The organism is Anaerostipes rhamnosivorans (assembly GCF_005280655.1).
In the GTDB taxonomy this organism is placed as follows: Bacteria; Bacillota; Clostridia; order Lachnospirales; family Lachnospiraceae; genus Anaerostipes; species Anaerostipes rhamnosivorans.
On record NZ_CP040058.1, the window covers coordinates 707,676 to 725,075 of the forward strand.

Consider the following 17,400-nt stretch of genomic DNA (forward strand, 5'->3'; position numbering starts at 1 on the left):
GGAGAACACATGATGCCAAGAGATCATATGCTGCATCAGGCAGAAGCTTTTGCAGATCAAATATTAAAATCATATTTTTGCGAAGCGGACGTGGAGTTTTTGATATCCACATTTGCGGAGGATATTGTCTGGCTGGGTGCGGGACCGCAGCAGCAGGCAGAAGGGAGAGAGTGTGTGGCGGACTGTTTCCGGTCAGGAAAGGATCAACTGGTGCGCTGCAGGATGTTCGGTGAGCGGTATGTATCCAGAAAGGTATCAAAAGATGTGGTCCTATGCCAGGGAGACAGCTGGATCGAGCCGCAGGAAGGCACCGGACTTTATTTTAAGACACACCAAAGGGCTACATTTTTGTTTCGCAAAAAGGGGGAATTCTTTGAGACCCTTCATATCCATAATTCTGTGGATTACTCAGATATCCAGGAGGGGGAGTTGTTCCCGGAAACTGCCGGAAAAGAAGCTTTTGACAAAATGAAAAGCGAGCTGGAAGAAAAGGAACAGGAATCTGAGAGAAAGACCAGATTTCTCGTGCAGCTGTATGATTCCCTTCCGTGTGGAATCATACAGTTTACAGCGGATCCTTCACACCGGGTTGTCAGCTTAAACCGTATGGCATGGGAGTTTTACGGCTTTTCATCCGAGCGGGAATACAGGGAGTCGGTGGAAACCCCATTTTGCCTGGTGTTGGATGAGGATAGGGCCAGGATCGAGGAGATGGTTGACAGCCTGAAACTAAACGGGGGGATCGTGCATTACACGAGGGAATGCCGTCCTCAGGGCGGGGACCGCCTAAGTGCATGGATCAATGTGGTTATGGAACGTCTGATCAACACAGAGGGAACAGAGGTGATCCAAGCAATCTATACGGACGTAACTGAGACAAAACTTCTGCAGAAGGCGCAGGAGAGAGAACGCCTGATTGAAAATCAGTGTCTCAGAGCGGCTACCTGCACCGCATATCCGATGATCATGAGCATCAATCTTACCCAGAATACATACAACTGTTTTATTGAGACGCAGACCTGCCCGTTTGACGACCGGAGAGGCAATTATGAGGATATGTTTGCAAAGATGCTGCCCATGGTTTATCCGGCTTACCGTGAAGATTACTGTTCCGTCTTTTCTAAGGAGGCAATGATGGAGCGGTTTTCACAGGGAGAACAGGAAATCTATATGGAGTTCCGGCAGCTGGGAATTGATGGTGAATATCATTGGATTTCTGCCCACATGATCAGTGTGGACAATCCTGTAAATGACGATATGCTGGTGATCCAGCTAGTAAAAGTGCTGGATCAGCAAAGGGTGGAAAAGGCAAGGCAGGAACAGCTTCTGCGGGACGCCCTGTCTTCTGCTGAGGAAGCCAGCCGGGCCAAGTCAGATTTCCTGTCACGGATGAGCCATGATATCCGTACACCGATGAATGCCATCATCGGGATGACCACCCTGGGGCTTTTAAAGCTGGATGATCCGGTAAATGTCAAGAACTGTATGAGCAAGATCGACGCATCCTCCAAATATCTTTTGTCGCTGATCAACGATATTTTGGATATGTCAAAGATCGAGACCGGTAAAATGGAGATTGTCAAAGAAAAGTTCGAGTTTCAAACATTCTTTGAGGATCTGGTGAAGATTATCTATCCTCAGGCTGTAGATTTGGGAATCCAGCTGGAGATCTACCACAAAGAGCCCTTGGAAAGGTACTATATGGGCGATGCCCTGCGGATCAAACAGATTCTCATGAACTTGCTGTCCAACGCATTGAAGTTTACTCCGGATGGAGGAAATATTACAGTTTCAGTGGAAGAACAGAGACGTTCCGGTGGATATGCATACTTAAGCTTCCAGGTGAAGGATTCGGGAGTGGGCATTTCGGAAAAATTTATGCCGAGGATCTTCCAGCCCTTTGAACAAGAGTCCCCGGAGGGGGCAAGAAATAACGTAGGAAGCGGACTGGGGCTTTCCATTGTTTATAATCTGGTGCAGATGATGGGCGGGACCATCGAAGTGGAAAGCCAGAAAGGGAAGGGAACAGTATTTCTGTTTACTCTGCCGTTTGGGCTGGTCAGTGATGACCAGGAGGCCGAACGGGAACGGAAGGCAAGGGAGCTGTTGCAGGACATGAAAGTCCTGATCGCGGACGATGATATGTCTGTGGGACAGCAGGCAGCCCAGATACTTTCCGGCATGGGGGCAAAGTCTAAATGGGTAGAGACAGGCTGCCAGGCGGTAGAGGAAGTAAAAATGGCTATTGAGAAGGGAGAATACTATAACGTTGCGCTGATTGACTGGAAAATGCCGGAGATGAACGGAGTTGAGACAACCCGCCGCATCCGGAAACTGGTAGGGCCTGAGACTATGATCATTATCATATCTGCCTATGACTGGACGGGAATCGAGGAGGAGGCCAGGGAGGCAGGGGCAGACTGTTTTATATCTAAACCGTTATTTGAATCCACACTGTGCCAGGCATTCAGCAGCCTTCGTTCATGCGCTGAGACGGTTCATGCGCCGAAGGTCCAGAACCAGAGTCTGCAAGGAAAACGTGTCCTGATCGCAGAGGACAACGAGATCAACCGGGAGGTGGCCAAATCTCTGCTGGAAGCATACGGTATTGCGGTGGACACAGCTGAGAACGGAAAGATCTGCGTGGAGATGTTTGAGAAGGCCCCGGCAGGATACTATCTTGCAGTGCTGATGGATATCCGTATGCCGGTCATGAACGGGCTGGAGGCCGTCAGGGCCATCCGGGATCTGGGGACCGAGGAAGCCGCGAGGATACCGGTCTTAGCCATGACAGCCAACGCATTTGAAGAAGATAAAGTGACAGCATACAAAGCGGGTATGACAGGCTATCTTGTGAAGCCGCTGGATATCCAGGTCATGCTTGAGGAATTAAGGAAACTTACTGGCATTTAATTTGGAAAGGGTGATGAGAAGATGGCAGTAATTGGTGCATTTATGGTGCCGCATCCGCCGCTTATAATTCCTTCGGTGGGACGCGGAAATGAGCAGGCGGTACAAAAGACTGTGCAGGCATACAAAGAGGTTGCAGAAAGGGTAGCCGGGATGGCTCCGGAGACGATCGTCATCGCTACCCCGCACTCTGTCATGTATACGGACTACTTTCACATTTCTCCGGGGACAGAGGCGCAGGGGGATTTTGGACAGTTCGGGGAGAGCAGCACCCGCATTCATACGGTCTATGACCGGGAATTGACAGACACTATATCTGGTCTGGCAGTAAAAGATGGTTTCATGGCCGGAACGGATGGGGAGCAGGAAGCGCAGCTGGACCATGCGACAATGATCCCACTGTATTTTATCAACCAGAGATATAAGGATTATGAAACCGTCCGGATCAGTCTTTCTGGGCTTTCTTTGACCGATCATTATACGATGGGACAGTATGTCAGGAAAGCTGCGTCTCAGCTTGGCAGGAAGACCGTGTTCATTGCCAGCGGGGACCTGTCACACCGTCTATTGGATGACGGGCCTTATGGATTCTGCAAGGAAGGCCCGGCATATGACCAAAAGATCATGGAAGCCATGGGCGGCGGAGATTTCCAGAGACTTTTTGAATTTGATGAAGAATTTTTAGAGAAGGCCGGGGAGTGCGGGCACCGTTCTTTTACGATCATGGCAGGTGTTTTGGACGGAATGGATGTGAAAGCAGAGAGATTGTCCTATGAAGGTCCTTTCGGCGTAGGGTATGGAGTCTGTACCTATGAACCGCTGGGAGAGAATCCGGAACGAAAGTTTAAGGACAAGTATCTGGAGAAGCAGCAAAAGAAAGCAGAGCAGAGACGGGCCAGAGAGGACAGTTTTGTACGGCTGGCAAGACTGTCCCTGGAGTCCTATGTAAAGAACGGGACAGTCATTGGAGTTCCGAAGGACCTTTCCCATGATCTCCTGAAGGAACGGGCCGGTGTTTTTGTCTCACTGAAAAAAGAGGGCAGGCTCCGGGGATGCATTGGCACCATCTGTGCCACAAAGTCAACGGTGGCGGAGGAGATCATATGGAACGCAGTCAGTGCCGGGGCCAGGGATCCCAGATTCTCACCGGTAAAAGCAGAGGAACTTTACCAGTTAGAGTACAGTGTGGATGTACTGGGAAAGACCCAGAAGATAACATCATTTGAAGAATTAGATGCTAAAAAATATGGTATCATCGTTTCGAGGGGAGGAAGGAGAGGCCTTTTGCTGCCGAACCTTTCCGGAGTGGATACTGTGGAGGAACAGATTGAGATCGCAAAACAGAAAGCTGGGATCGGGGAAGAGGAATCGGTACAGATAGAGCGGTTTGAGGTTATAAGGCATAGGTGAGAAGATGAAAGAGACATGTACAGTATGCATGCACCGCTGCAGGTTAAAGCCAGGGCAATTCGGCCGGTGCGGAGCCAGGAAAAATGTAAACGGTATGCTTGTTTGTGAGAATTACGGCAGAGTGACAGCTCTGGCGTTAGACCCTATTGAGAAAAAACCGCTTTCCATGTATCATCCCGGCAGCCTCATACTGTCTGTGGGCAGCTTCGGATGCAATCTAGCCTGTCCGTTCTGCCAGAACTTCGATATTTCTATGAAAAACGCAGACCAGGCGGAGACTGTCTTTCTGTCTCCCGAGAAACTGGCCTCCAAGGCATCAGAGCTTCGGAAGCGTGGAAACATCGGGGTCGCCTACACATATAACGAGCCTTTGGTCGGGTACGAGTATGTACGGGATGCGGCAAAGATCGTCAGACAATACGGGATGAAAAACGTTCTTGTGACCAACGGGGCCTTCCCGGAAGCTGTAGAAAATGCAGTGCTTCCTTATATGGATGCAATGAATATCGACCTGAAAGGGATCCGGCAGGAATATTATAAAAAGCTCGGAGGAGATCTTGAAACTGTTCAGAGGTTTATCAGAAGAGCCGCAGATCATTGTCATGTGGAGCTGACGGTTCTTATCGTTCCGGGTGAGAATGATACCAGGGAGGAGATGGAAGAGATGGCCGCATGGATCGCTTCGGTGGATCCTGAGATCCCTCTCCATGTATCCAGGTTTTATCCGAGATGGAGAATGATGGACCGTGGTGCCACGGAAGTTCAGCAGGTGTATCGGCTGGCAGAGACAGCGCGCACCTGGCTAAAATATGTATTCACAGGGAACTGCTGAAGGAACAGCGGGACGGCAAAGCGTCCCACTGTTCCTTTGCTATTACAAAATCTTGTGATGATCAGCATCCGTAAGAGGCGATGCTAACGGATCCCACGATGTTGAATGGTTTTGATGATTCAGGATAGCTTACATGGAAGCCTAAAGAAACAGGGAGCGATAACGCTTGATCGGTAAGAAAGCAGGCAGAGGCAGACGCAATACCGTCTGAGTTGGCAGGAGCGAAAGATGCATAAAGCAGGGCGTCAGTTCCATTGATGCACGGAAGGATCCGGAAGTATTTCCAGCTGCCAGGACTGGCAATAAAGTGATAGCTTACAAAGTAGAAAGAAGACGGCATCAGTATGGCTGTCCCGGCATCTGACTGTCTGACCTGTCCTCCGCTTTCAAAAACAGGAAACAGCGGAAGGAGGCTGCCGGAAGAAGTATCGGAATCTACGCTGTATTGGGCACAGGAAGCAATATGGCTGCCTGTGGATTGGCTGGAGACAGAAAAATGGTTCAAAACATCACATCCAGAATTTGTCTTTCTATTATGTTATGTTCCCGTGGCAAATGTGTGAAACATTTCACGGGGCAGAAGTGGAAAGTATACTGTATACTGGTGGGAAGGACACAAGTTCTATGGTAAAATAAAGAAAAGGGAATGTTCAGTTTAGAAACGAGGTGCAAGATGGAGCAGAAAAATGAAATGAAGTGGACCATTCTGAAAAGCTCTGCACAAGGCCTGTCAGAGTGTCTTCACTGTTACACAAAGAGCCAGCTTTCGGAGACAGCCTCTTTCTATGGGCTGGATGGTTCACGGTACAGGAAGGCGGAGCTGGCGCAGAGGCTGGGTTCTGAGATTCTGGATCAGATGCCGGCGGTTTTAAAGTACAGCTCGTCAGAGGATCTAAACGGCTTGAAAGTGCTGCTGGAGGAGCCGGAAGGGGCTGAGGGTCCAGAGGTATGGACCTACCAGAAAAGAGGATGGCTCTTTGTATTTGCGGAACAGGGTGAAAGGTCCTTTGTTGTTCCGGACGAGGTCAAGGCCAAGATCATCAGGTTTTTGTCCAACGCGAAAAACCGGGAAACCGTTGTCCACAATCAGGAGTTTTACCGGTATGCCAAGGCTCTGGCACATTTATACGGTGTGTATGAGAAGAAGCAGCTGATGAAGCTGTGGGAAGAGTTTCACAGCGTTCCTCTGAAGAAGGGAGAGCTCTCCAAGTTCCTGAAGTTCACGGAGAAGACTTACGGGGAATACCGTGTGGAGGGGCGGTATGTGATCTCGCGCAAGGTCCCGGATACTAGATTCTGTCTGGAGCTTATGAATGAGGTTAAGAACCTGCCGTATTACATGCCGGATGAATCGGAGATCGATCTGTACGCCGAGGAGTATGTCAATGTGGATGCCCCGGAATATAATAGGCTTCGGACTTTTTTGGAAAAGAGAAAGCACAATCCTCTTTCTTTTGCAGATTTGATGACAGGACTTGAGAACAATCTTCTCCTGGGCGGCGGTATCTCCAAGGCAATCTATCTGATGGGGGAAGCTGGAATCCATCTAGGCGGAGAACAGGAGAAGGAAGAGTTTTTGCGCTGCTACTCTCAGTGGGAGCGAAGTACGCGGCAATGGAAGTACCGGGGATTTACTCCGGAAGAAATCATAGATGAGTAAAGGGGAGCGAATTAATAAGGGATGCAGAAAATATTTCTTAGATATATTTCGCTGATAATAGCGGGAGCACTGGCGGCTATGTTGATCTTTGGATGGCTGATGCAGAGCAGGAGCGCCAGAAATAACATGGTCAGGAATTCAAATGAAAAGCTGGACCAGGTGGTTCAGATCTTAAACAACAGCGATGCGGAACTAAAAAATCTGTCCGATGGACTCAGTGAAGATTATCTCACAAGGGCCAGGGCATTTGCGTATATAGTAGAAAAAGAACCGGACATCCTAGACAGCCGGAAAAAATTAAATGAGATAAAAGAAATGCTCAGTGTAGACGAACTTCATGCAGTGGACAGTGACGGGATTCTGACAGCCGGAACGGTTCCGAAGTATATAGGAATGGACTTCCGAAGCACAAAACAATCAAAGGAATTCCTTTCGATCCTGAACGGAAAGAGGGATTATCTGATCCAGAAGGTACAGCCCAATGGAGCGGAGAAAAAGATGTTTCAGTATATTGGAGTCAAACGTCGGGACGAGCCCGGCATTCTGCAGGTGGGGATCGCACCTGACCGGCTTTTGCGGGCGAAAAAACGGAACGAGCTTTCTTATGTTATTTCCAGAGTGCCTGCGGACGAGGGATATGTACTTTTTGCTGTCAATGTCAAGAATGGAAAGATGGTTGCCCACTCAGAAGGAAAAAGGATGCAGGAGGTCATGTCAGAATTTAATTATTCTGACCGGCGGATGAGGCAGTTCAGGGATGGCAAGTTTTACGGAAGCGGAGACCGGAAGAAGTTTTATGTGCTGAGAAGGCATGGCAATCTATTATTAGGGACTGGGGTGACCGCCAAGGCCCTGTATGCGGAGAGCGGGGAACAGATGGGCATATCATTTCTATATCTGTTACTCACATCCGTTATAATGCTCATTATGATCAACTATCTTCTAAAGCAAAAAATCATCGACGGCGTTCATCGGATTGCCTATGATCTGAAGCGGATCACGGAGGGCCATCTTGAAACCGTGGTAGAGGAGGACAGCAACCCTGAATTCAGACAGCTGAGCCAGGGGATCAACCAGATGGTAGGAAGCGTTCTGGAAGCGTCTGTAAAAGTCACAAAAGTGATCGATACAGTGGATCTTCCTATTGGCGTATTTGAATATCATGAGGATTCGGACCATGTGATGGCCACAGAGAGGCTCCGCAGAGTTCTAAGGTGGAGTGAAGAGGAGGCTGAACAGCTTTTTTGCAACAGGAAAGCTTTTGAAGCCAGACTGCAGGAGATTATGAACGATCCCTTGGCCGGAGCTGAGGAGATTTATTATGTGAGCAAAGACCCAGACCAGTGGATCCGGATCCATATGACAAGAGAAAAGGGAAGTACATTCGGCGTGGTTGTGGATGTGACGGAGGATATCAGGGAAAAGAGAAGGATCGAGCATGAAAGAGATTATGATCACCTGACAGGTCTTTGTAATATCAGTATATTTCACAGGACCACGGAACGCCTGCTGGAAAGTGATATCAAAACGGCGGCTATGATCATGATGGATCTAGATTGTTTTAAAGGGGTCAATGACCATTATGGGCACGACTGGGGAGACCAGTATCTGAAGACATTCGCAGGACTCCTTGACACGCTCAACGGCCCCCATGGAATCGCGGGAAGGCGTTCTGGAGATGAATTCTGCCTGTTCTTACACGGATATAATTCCAAAGATGACATACGGAAGGCCATAGAAGACTTCTATAATAGAATCGAAGAAAAGAAGATCCTGTTTCCGGATGGGGACCTCCGCAGTATAAAGATTTCATCCGGTCTGGTGTGGGTATCCCAGGGCGACAGCTACATAAGAATCATGAAAGACGCTGATATGGCCATGTATGAGACAAAACGCAGCGGGAAGGGCTTTTTAAGCGAGTGTGGCAAATAAATTGTTTGTAAGGTACCTGTAAAAGAATAAATCCGGAGAAGGTCAAAGCTGATCACTTCTCCGGATTTTTATGATTGATTTCGTACTTATTCTGGCAGCTCTCTATTCTCTTCCAGGAAACGGCAGAATTCTGAAAGCGGCATGGGGCGTCCGAACAGATAACCCTGGATGCCTTCACAGCGCAGCGCTTTTAAGATCTCAAATTGATCCTGTGTCTCCACACCCTCCACGATAAACTGGATATTCATGGTCTTGCAGATGTAGGCCAGTGCCTGGACGAACATCACTGCTTTGTCGTTGCTCTCAATGGAATCGATCATGCTTTTGTCTAGTTTTAGTGTGTCGATGTCACTGTTGAGCACCAGTGACAGATTGGCGTACTTTACGCCGAAATCATCGATGGCTACGGAAAAACCGGCATTTTTGATATCCCGGATCATATCATCCAGAAATGATTCATCTGTATAATCGGCACTCTCCGTGATCTCAAACTCCAAAAGATGCCGGGGCACCTTATATTGGTCACAGATCGTCAGAATCGTTTTTAAAAAGTCAGCGTCCAGCAGCGTAAATCTTGAGAAATTTACGGAGATAGGAAAGACAGGGGATCCGGATCTTATAAAGTCCTGGATGATCTGACAAACCCTTTCAAATACGAAGAAGTCCACGTATTTGATGGTCATTGCTGATTCCAGCACAGGAATAAAGTAGATCGGCGGTTCTATGGCCCCGTCTTTGCTGATATATCGGACCAGAGCCTCGGCACCGATGACTTCCTGGGTGCTGCACAGAACCTTGGGCTGCAGATAGACGCAGAAACGTTGGTCCTCGATGGCTTTTAGGAGCTGGTCCACACTCTTTAAGTTCAGCCGGTCGTCAAAGTAGTTCCGGTATCTGGAAGAGTTGGGATTGGAACGGTAAAACTCTTTTTTATCCGTGTACATCATCTCATCAGCTTCAGTCAGAAGTGCCTGGAAGTCAGATGGATTCTCAGACCAGCTGTATCCCACGGCACCGCTGCAGTCTACAGAGTGAGAAAATAAATATTTCAGCTCCCTTATGGTGCGCATGAAGTTTTCCTTATCCGTGTTCATGCAGAGGATGGCAAACTCGTCCCCTCCGATACGGTAAATCGTATGCTCTGAAAAGATGACTTGAAGCTTTTTGGCAGAATCCTTCAGGATCTGGTCACCGAACTGATGTCCCTTTGAGTCGTTGATATCCTTTAGTCCATTCAGATCCAGATAGATGACGCCTACAGTTTCTAAACGCTGTTTTGCGTAATACTCCAGGTCTTCGTTAAAGCGGTTGCGGTTATAGAGTCCGGTCAGTGTATCATGGTAGCTTAAATCCTTGAGGATACGGTATGTATGCATCTGGTCCATACTGGAAGACAGAAAATAGCTGAGAGTCTCCAATATGGGTTCCACCTGTTCAAATAAATCATCAGGAGGATTATCAACACCGATATATCCGGCCAGGTGCTGATTGGTAAAAAGCGGGGCTGCGATCAACCGTTTTATCCCCTGTGAGGAAAGGATCCTGTATTCTTCCGGTGACTGCGTACGGAGTTCTTCCATATCTCGGATGAAGATACACCGGTTGTTCTCGAATTCAATCCGCCAGCGGTCAATAAGATCGGCAGGTAAGTTTTGCAGCTGGTCGATCTCTGGTTTGACATTTTCGGCACACCATTCATGGGTGTTATTCATAAACTGGCCCTCAATCTCAAAGATGTACGCTCTCTCGGCGGACAAAAACTTCCCGGTCTTTTCCAGGATCATCTGGATGGCTGTTTCCAGTTCTTTGGTCTGGTAGAGGATTCTCAAACACTCCAGCACCAGCTCTTCCCCTTTGGCTTTATTCTTTAAAAGCTGTTCCTGTTCTTCCTGTTCTGTCAGGTCAAAGCCGATCTCCATCCGGGCAACGTGCCCGTCCCATTCTACTAGTTTATCTTTTAAAATAAAATGGCGGTCCGTCATTTCATTGGTAAACCGCCATGTATAAACTGAATCGTAGGACAGCAGGTGATTCGTGCAGAATTCACACGGCTGATCCTTGCCCTGAAGAAGCTGGTAGCATTTTTCACCTTCATAGCTGTCCACTTGAAACAAACGTTTTCCGGAGCTGTTTAAGTACAGCATTTCATAGGTTTCCACGTCAGCGACGTAGATCACCTCTGCAATTTCATCAATCAATTTAAACAAAGTAATCCCCTGCCCCTCTAATAATAATTATAATATGTCATTTCTCCCCTGTGATCATTCCCAAAACTTATCCCTTATTCCCCGTTCGGTTATATTCCATTATACAACAGTATTTACCAACTGCATAGTCGTTTATTGCGAAAGAAGGCATGGATCGGCAGTTAAATTCTGGACAATCCGGTTTTCCTTGACACATATATCCTACACGTGTAAGATATAGATAATATCTGAGTAACTGAAACTTCAATGTAAAAGGAGGTCTGAATGAATAAGAAAAGAATCTTGATCCCTGTGGCAGCCGTGATCCTGGCTGTTCTTGGGTACTTTCTCTGGAGCAGGTTCGGGGCCGGACAGCCGGAGGATGTGCTCTCTGAGTATGCAGCTTGTATTGGAAAAAAGGATTATGAGTCCATGTACGGACTTTTAGATAAGAGCAGCAGGAAAGAAATTTCAAAAAAGGAATTTATCCAGAGGAATCAAAAGATCTATCAGGGGATAGAGGCAGAAAATATTAAGATTATTGTGGATAAAGATTCGGAAGGAAATAAGGTTACCTACCGTATGTCCATGGATACCCTGGCAGGCCGTATCTCCTTTAAAAATGAAGCTTATTTTGAGAAGGAGAGCGGGGATTACCGTTTAAAATGGGATGACAGTATGATCTTTCCCGATATGGAATTTACGGACAAGGTGCGGGTGACGAAACTGAAAGGAAACCGGGGAGAGATCTATGACCGGAACAAAAAGCTGCTGGCCGGAAAAGGAAAGGCCGCATCCGTGGGCATCGTCCCGGGCAAGATGAAGGACAGGAAAACCTCAGTGGCAGCACTGGCCAGGCTTCTTGATATGAAGAAAGCGGACATAGACAAAAAGCTGAACGCTTCATGGGTCACAAAAGATTCTTTTGTGCCGGTCAAAAAGATGACAATGGCCAGCGAAGAAAAAATAGAAAAACAGCTGCTGAAGGTACCGGGTGTGTTAGTCTCCTCTGAGGATACCAGGGTCTATCCGTACGGAAAGGCAGCCTCCCATCTGACCGGATACGTACAGGAGATCAGCGCAGATGACCTGAAAAACCTCAGAGACAAAGGCTATGAGCAGGGACAGCTGGTGGGGAAAAGCGGCCTTGAGGCGCTGTACGAGGACCGGCTTCACGAGACAGACGGATATAAGATCTCGATTCTCAACGAAGACGGCAGAGAAAAGAAAGTGCTGGCAGTAAAAAAAGAAAAGAACGGGGAAGCAATCTATACGACCATCGACGCAAAGCTTCAGACAAAGATCTATGAGCAGTATAAAAATGATAAGAGCTGTTCTGTGATGATGAACCCGAAAACAGGGGAAGTACTGGCTCTGGTCAGCACTCCGTCCTATGACAGCAATGATTTTGTGCTGGGGATCTCTTCTGGCCAATGGAAAAAACTGAACAGTGACAAAGCAAAGCCCTTATATAACCGCTTCCGCCAGAAATGGGCACCGGGCTCAGCTTTTAAACCCGTGGTGGCTGGCATGGGCATGAATACGGGAAAACTGGATCCCAATCAGGACTTTGGATACAGCGGATTGTCCTGGCAGAAGGACAGCAGCTGGGGATCCTATAAGGTGACTACGCTGCATACATATGAGAATGCAGTGCTTAAAAATGCACTGATCTATTCGGACAATATTTATTTTGCAAAGGCGGCGTTAAAGATCGGGGCCAAAGGTTATGTGAGCCAGGCCAAACATCTGGGCTTTGGGACAGAGATGCCTTTCGACATTAAGACAGCAGTCTCACAGTTTTCTAATAACAAAAAGAGCATTGACACAGAGATCCAGCTGGCGGACAGCGGATACGGACAGGGCCAGGTTCTGGTAAATCCCATCCATCTGGCATCGATCTATTCTGCTTTTTCCAACGAAGGCAGCATGATACGTCCTTACCTGCTCTATAAAGAAAAACTGGAGCCGGAATATTGGATCAAGGATGCATTCTCCAAAAAGACGGCGGGCGTTCTTAAGGAGGACTTGGTCCAGGTCATCGAGCATCCAAACGGAACAGGACATGGGGCGAAGACGTCCGGCGTAAAGCTGGCGGGAAAGACCGGGACAGCGGAGATCAAGGCCAGCAAGGACGATACCACCGGCACAGAGCTCGGATGGTTTAGTATATTTACCGTGGATAAGAAAGAAAAAGAGCCATGGCTTTTGATCACCATGGCGGAGGATGTGAAAGACCGGGGTGGAAGCGGCTATGTTGTAGGAAAGACAAAAGCCGTGATCAAAGAGAAAGAGTCCCGATGATCTCCAAGGCGGTCTTTGCCGCCTCCTGCCCGGAGGCGTTGTCCTCTCCCTGGAGCCTCAGTGTGAAATAATAGGTATTGTCTTTTGTTTTCAGAAAGCCGATGAACCAGCCGTTTTTGTCGCGGCCGTCTACTCTGCCGGTACCGGTCTTGCCATAGAGGACACGCCCGGTACCGGCAGACAGTTTGATTGAATGTCTTACGGCATCTACGCTCTCTCTGGAATAACCCAGACGGTTCTGGTCGAGATCCCTAAGGAGTGCTGTCTGTTCCAGAGGAGAGATTTTTAAGGTAGACTCCAGCCAGAAGGAAGAAAGACCTCCGGATATATCTGCGTTTCCGTATCCGATGCGCTTTAAATTTCTCTGTACAGCGGCTGATCCAAGCTTCTGGTCAAGCCTTTGGAAGTACCAGTTGACGGAGGATTCCATGGCGCTTATCAGGGTCTGATCCTGGTTCCAGGACGCAAAGGGATAATCTGTATGATCCCAGGAAAGGCTGTTTTTCTCTGGGGAAATCACACCGGCATCCAGGGCTGCCAGGGCGCTGTATAGTTTGTAAGTGGAATCCGGAGAGACCCTCTGCCGGCTCATCTTTTCATTATAGATGCTGTACCGTGCTTTCTTCTTGTCATACAGAACAAAGCAGCCCTCTTTTCCTGAAAAATGAGAGGAGAGGTCCAGGCTTATAAAAGGGCGGTCCGGGGCTTTGGAGACGGATCCGGCCATTATGTTGTTCTTCAGGAAGAAGGAGGAGAACAGCAGTCCAAAAACCAGGAGAAACACTATACTCGCAAGGTGTTTCTTTTTTGATGCCCTGCGGTAGGAGGCGATAGCTGTGATCCGCTGTCTAAGCTGGGATCTGCTGCCGCCGATGCCGGAGGAAACCGAAAGAACTTCCACGGAGGAAAGAGATCCGGCAAAGTTTAAGATGGTATGTCCGTAATTTCTCCATTCCTTTTGGTCGATACAGTTCAGGACAGCTGCGTCACAGGCAATCTCCCGGTCTGTGCGCATTTTTCTGAGGGAGTATAGGACCGCTGGATGAAACCAGTATAAGGCCCGGATGATGCAGCAGACAATGTTACAGACTAAGTCGCCCCGCTTGTAATGGCTCAGTTCATGATAGAAAATGTAGGACAGCTCTTTTTCAGAGAAGGCAGATAGACACTTTTTAGGAAATACGGCCACCGGGAAAAACAGGCCGAAGGCCATGGGGCTGTCCGTTTTTTCTGAGAGCACAAAGCGGATCCTGCGCCGGATCTTCAGATCCTTTTTACATTGGAGAAAAAGACGTTCAGCTTCCGGATTCTTGATAAACGCCATGGATCGGCCCAGCCGGTTTAAACGGATGCGGCTGTACAGCAGGATCACAGCCATGGTCACAGTTCCGGCAAACCAGATCCAGAACAAGGCGGTCAGGAAGGAAGGGGATATGGACGTCCGGACAGACACGGCGTAGTCCTTCATCCAGCTGGAGGAGCCGGATACAGCAGAAGCAGAGAGGACCGAAGAGCCTTGACGGGTATTGCGGACAAAGCTGTTTAGGAGGGGAGAGGAGGAGAGAAAGGACGGAAGCCGGATGGGCAGAAAGAAAAAGAGCGCGGCGAAACAGTACAAATACCAGATGGAATGCTGGATTTGCAAAGTCAGGCAGCGCTTTAAAAGCTTTTTGGCAGCCAGAATCACAGGCAGGGCCAAAAAAAGGAGCAGGCAGTGGATGAGGAACTCTTTCATCAGCGAAGCGTACATCTTATTCATCCCCCTCAGTCAGGCCCTTGTCTAGGAGCTTTCTCAGGTCGTCGATCTCCTGGGAAGTCAGCCTGTCTTCCTCCAGAAAGTTCGAGACCATGGAGCTGATGCAGCCGTTATAAAAACGATTTAGAAAAGAAGAACTCTCTTTACTGAGCACCTCATTCTCCTCCACGAGAGGGGTATAATAAAAGGCTCTGCCCTGCTTTTCATAAGTGAGAGCACCCTTTTTTACCAGCCTTGAGAGCATGGTCTGGACCGTCTTAGGGCTCCATCCATTTGAGGCGGCCAGCATTTCGGTTACTTCCGGGGTACTGACCGGCGTATGGGACCAGACGGCTTTCATCACTTTATATTCAGCATCTGAAATCTGGGGAATCGGTTTCATTGGTTGTCTCCTTTTAATCTTACAAATGTAGTATATGAAATTATAACATAACATCATAAAAAAAGCAAAGCTGGAACCACGGTATTTATGGTTCCAGCTTTTTTAGAATTCTCAGTGTTGTCTCGGCAGCCTGTTTTAATTCGTCAAGATCGTCTTCTGAAAGCCGGTCGAAAGACAGTTTCAGGTGACGGATGAAGCTTTGTTTGGCCTCCTGTATCATTCGGATTCCCTGATCAGAAAGCCGGATATAGACGTATCTGCGGTTTTCTTCATCCACATAGCGTTCCACCAATCCCTCTTTTACAAGAGGAGCTACCGCACGGGTTGTCTGTTCTTTGGATGACGCGATAAACTTGGACAGCTTTGACATGGTAAGGCCCGGTTTTACTTCCAGTGCAAACAAAATGGACAGCTGGCTCTTGGTCAGATTCAGTTCCTTCATGTCCACGGAACAAAAGATCAGTTTGCGGCACAGTGGAAAGATTTCGAACAGAGATACTGCGATTCCCTTCGATTCTGACTGGTTCATTGATTTATCCTCTCCTTTTTTCTATATCTATAGTATAGACAGTTCCTTGACAAGTGTCAATGGTTGACAAATATCAATCGTTGAGGTATGATAAGAAGAAATACCAGGAAATGTAAAGGAGGTACCCAGAGTGAGTTATAAGAAGACAAGCAGCATGATCAAAGACTACACAAATACCTATTCCAAGCTGTGCACAGAGAGCTGTACAGTCCCCAAAGATCTATATTCAAAATATGGAGTAAAAAGAGGACTGCGGGATGAAAACGGCACAGGAGTGCTTGCGGGGCTTACGAATATTTCATCCATCCAGGCATACGAGGAGATCGATGGACAAAAAGTGCCGTGCTACGGCAAGCTTTTATACCGAGGCTATGACATTACGGATCTGACCAGGAACTTTGTGCAGAAACGCCGGTTTGGATTTGAGGAAACGGCATATCTGCTGCTGTTTGGGGAACTTCCAAACGAAAGCCAGCTGGAAGAATTTAAGAATATGCTGTCCCTGTGCAGGACACTGCCGAGAAACTTCACCCGGGACGTGATCATGAAAGCCGCCAATGAGGATATTATGAATTCCCTGACCAAGAGCGTACTGAACCTGGCCTCCTATGATCCAAAGGCAGCCGATATTTCCATGCCGAATGTGCTGCGCCAGAGCCTGATGCTGATCAGTGTATTCCCGATGCTGGCCGTTTACGGCTATCATGCGTATAACCATTATGTGAAGCAGGAAAGCTTCTATATCCACAGACCGGATGAGAAGCTCTCCGCAGCGGAAAATATCCTGAGAATGTTGCGCCCGGATATGAAGTACACAGAACTGGAAGCGAAAGTGCTGGATATCGCACTGGTGCTTCATATGGAACACGGCGGAGGAAACAACTCCGCATTCACGACCCACGTAGTCACCTCCGCTGGGTCTGATACATACTCTGTCATTGCTGCAGCCCTGTCATCCCTGAAAGGCCCTAAACACGGGGGAGCCAACATCAAAGTGGTCCAGATGATGCAGGATCTCAGGAAAAGTGTAAAAGATGTGAAAGACGAAGAGGAAGTCAAAGCATATCTGCTGAAGCTTCTAAACAGAGAAGCTTTTGATAAGAAGGGTTTAATCTATGGAATGGGCCATGCGGTGTACTCCATCTCTGACCCAAGAGCCATGATTTTTAAGAGCTTTGTTGAAAAACTGGCATCCGAAAAAGGCCGGGACGATGATTTTGTCCTTTATTCCTCAGTGGAAAAGCTGGCCACAGAGGCCATCGCCCAGGAACGCAAGATCTATAAAGGCGTCAGCGCCAATGTAGATTTCTACAGCGGTTTTGTCTACAGTATGCTGGATATACCGCTGGAGCTGTTCACGCCGATCTTTGCCATGGCAAGGATTGTGGGCTGGAGCGCCCACAGGCTGGAGGAGCTCACCAACGTGGATAAGATCATACGGCCTGCATATAAGAGTGTGGTGGAACAAAAGCCCTATGTTCCCATGGAAGACCGGTAAG

At 48.1% G+C, this 17,400-nt stretch carries 12 protein-coding genes; 7 read left to right on the top strand and 5 right to left on the bottom strand.

What is annotated here, in order from left to right:
* The first annotated feature begins 9 nt into the window (after positions 1 to 9).
* From AR1Y2_RS03480 to amrS, 3 genes are read left to right on the top strand one after another with little or no spacing between them, the layout of a single operon-like run.
* Positions 10 to 2,913, top strand: a complete 2,904-nt coding sequence (locus tag AR1Y2_RS03480) for a response regulator (protein ID WP_243118840.1) — start codon at positions 10 to 12, stop codon at positions 2,911 to 2,913.
* Between the two features lie 21 nt (positions 2,914 to 2,934).
* Positions 2,935 to 4,320, top strand: a complete 1,386-nt coding sequence (amrA, locus tag AR1Y2_RS03485) for an AmmeMemoRadiSam system protein A (protein WP_137327722.1) — start codon at positions 2,935 to 2,937, stop codon at positions 4,318 to 4,320.
* Positions 4,321 to 4,324: 4 nt separating this feature from the next.
* The gene (gene amrS / locus AR1Y2_RS03490; RefSeq protein WP_137327723.1) at positions 4,325 to 5,152 is read left to right on the top strand and encodes an AmmeMemoRadiSam system radical SAM enzyme; all 828 of its coding nucleotides are present in this window, start codon (positions 4,325 to 4,327) and stop codon (positions 5,150 to 5,152) included.
* Between the two features lie 61 nt (positions 5,153 to 5,213).
* Here the strand turns inward: amrS and AR1Y2_RS17695 are convergent, their stop codons facing one another.
* Positions 5,214 to 5,657: a hypothetical protein gene (locus tag AR1Y2_RS17695; protein ID WP_175403578.1), complete on the bottom strand. Its 444-nt coding sequence runs from the start codon at positions 5,655 to 5,657 to the stop codon at positions 5,214 to 5,216.
* Positions 5,658 to 5,825: 168 nt separating this feature from the next.
* On the opposite strand from AR1Y2_RS17695, the gene AR1Y2_RS03495 reads away from it, so the two are divergent.
* Complete coding sequence (locus AR1Y2_RS03495) at positions 5,826 to 6,812, top strand: hypothetical protein (RefSeq protein ID WP_243118841.1); 987 nt, start codon at positions 5,826 to 5,828, stop codon at positions 6,810 to 6,812.
* A gap of 21 nt (positions 6,813 to 6,833) precedes the next feature.
* Entirely contained in the window at positions 6,834 to 8,744 is a 1,911-nt protein-coding gene (locus AR1Y2_RS03500) for a sensor domain-containing diguanylate cyclase (RefSeq protein ID WP_137327725.1), read from the top strand.
* An 86-nt stretch (positions 8,745 to 8,830) separates the two neighbouring features.
* Here AR1Y2_RS03500 and AR1Y2_RS03505 read toward each other — a convergent pair whose 3' ends face one another.
* Positions 8,831 to 10,951 carry a sensor domain-containing phosphodiesterase gene (locus AR1Y2_RS03505; protein ID WP_243118842.1) on the bottom strand — a complete coding sequence of 707 codons (2,121 nt, stop codon included), beginning with the start codon at positions 10,949 to 10,951 and terminating at the stop codon, positions 8,831 to 8,833.
* Between the two features lie 264 nt (positions 10,952 to 11,215).
* Here AR1Y2_RS03505 and AR1Y2_RS03510 point away from each other — a divergent pair, with 264 nt between their 5' ends.
* Positions 11,216 to 13,234, top strand: coding sequence for a penicillin-binding transpeptidase domain-containing protein (locus AR1Y2_RS03510; protein ID WP_137327726.1), 2,019 nt, complete (start codon positions 11,216 to 11,218; stop codon positions 13,232 to 13,234).
* Here the strand turns inward: AR1Y2_RS03510 and AR1Y2_RS03515 are convergent.
* The 3 genes from AR1Y2_RS03515 to AR1Y2_RS03525 all read right to left on the bottom strand — a co-directional run bounded on the left by AR1Y2_RS03515 (position 13,212) and on the right by AR1Y2_RS03525 (position 15,901).
* Entirely contained in the window at positions 13,212 to 14,993 is a 1,782-nt protein-coding gene (locus AR1Y2_RS03515) for a BlaR1 family beta-lactam sensor/signal transducer (RefSeq protein ID WP_137327727.1), read from the bottom strand. The genes AR1Y2_RS03510 and AR1Y2_RS03515 overlap by 23 nt on opposite strands.
* Entirely contained in the window at positions 14,986 to 15,372 is a 387-nt protein-coding gene (locus AR1Y2_RS03520) for a BlaI/MecI/CopY family transcriptional regulator (protein WP_137327728.1), read from the bottom strand. Before AR1Y2_RS03520 ends, AR1Y2_RS03515 begins: the two co-directional genes overlap by 8 nt.
* A gap of 85 nt (positions 15,373 to 15,457) precedes the next feature.
* Positions 15,458 to 15,901, bottom strand: a complete 444-nt coding sequence (locus AR1Y2_RS03525) for a MarR family winged helix-turn-helix transcriptional regulator (RefSeq protein WP_137327729.1) — start codon at positions 15,899 to 15,901, stop codon at positions 15,458 to 15,460.
* A gap of 154 nt (positions 15,902 to 16,055) precedes the next feature.
* Here AR1Y2_RS03525 and AR1Y2_RS03530 point away from each other — a divergent pair, with 154 nt between their 5' ends.
* Positions 16,056 to 17,399, top strand: coding sequence for a citrate/2-methylcitrate synthase (locus AR1Y2_RS03530; protein ID WP_137330185.1), 1,344 nt, complete (start codon positions 16,056 to 16,058; stop codon positions 17,397 to 17,399).
* Position 17,400 lies beyond the last annotated feature (1 nt).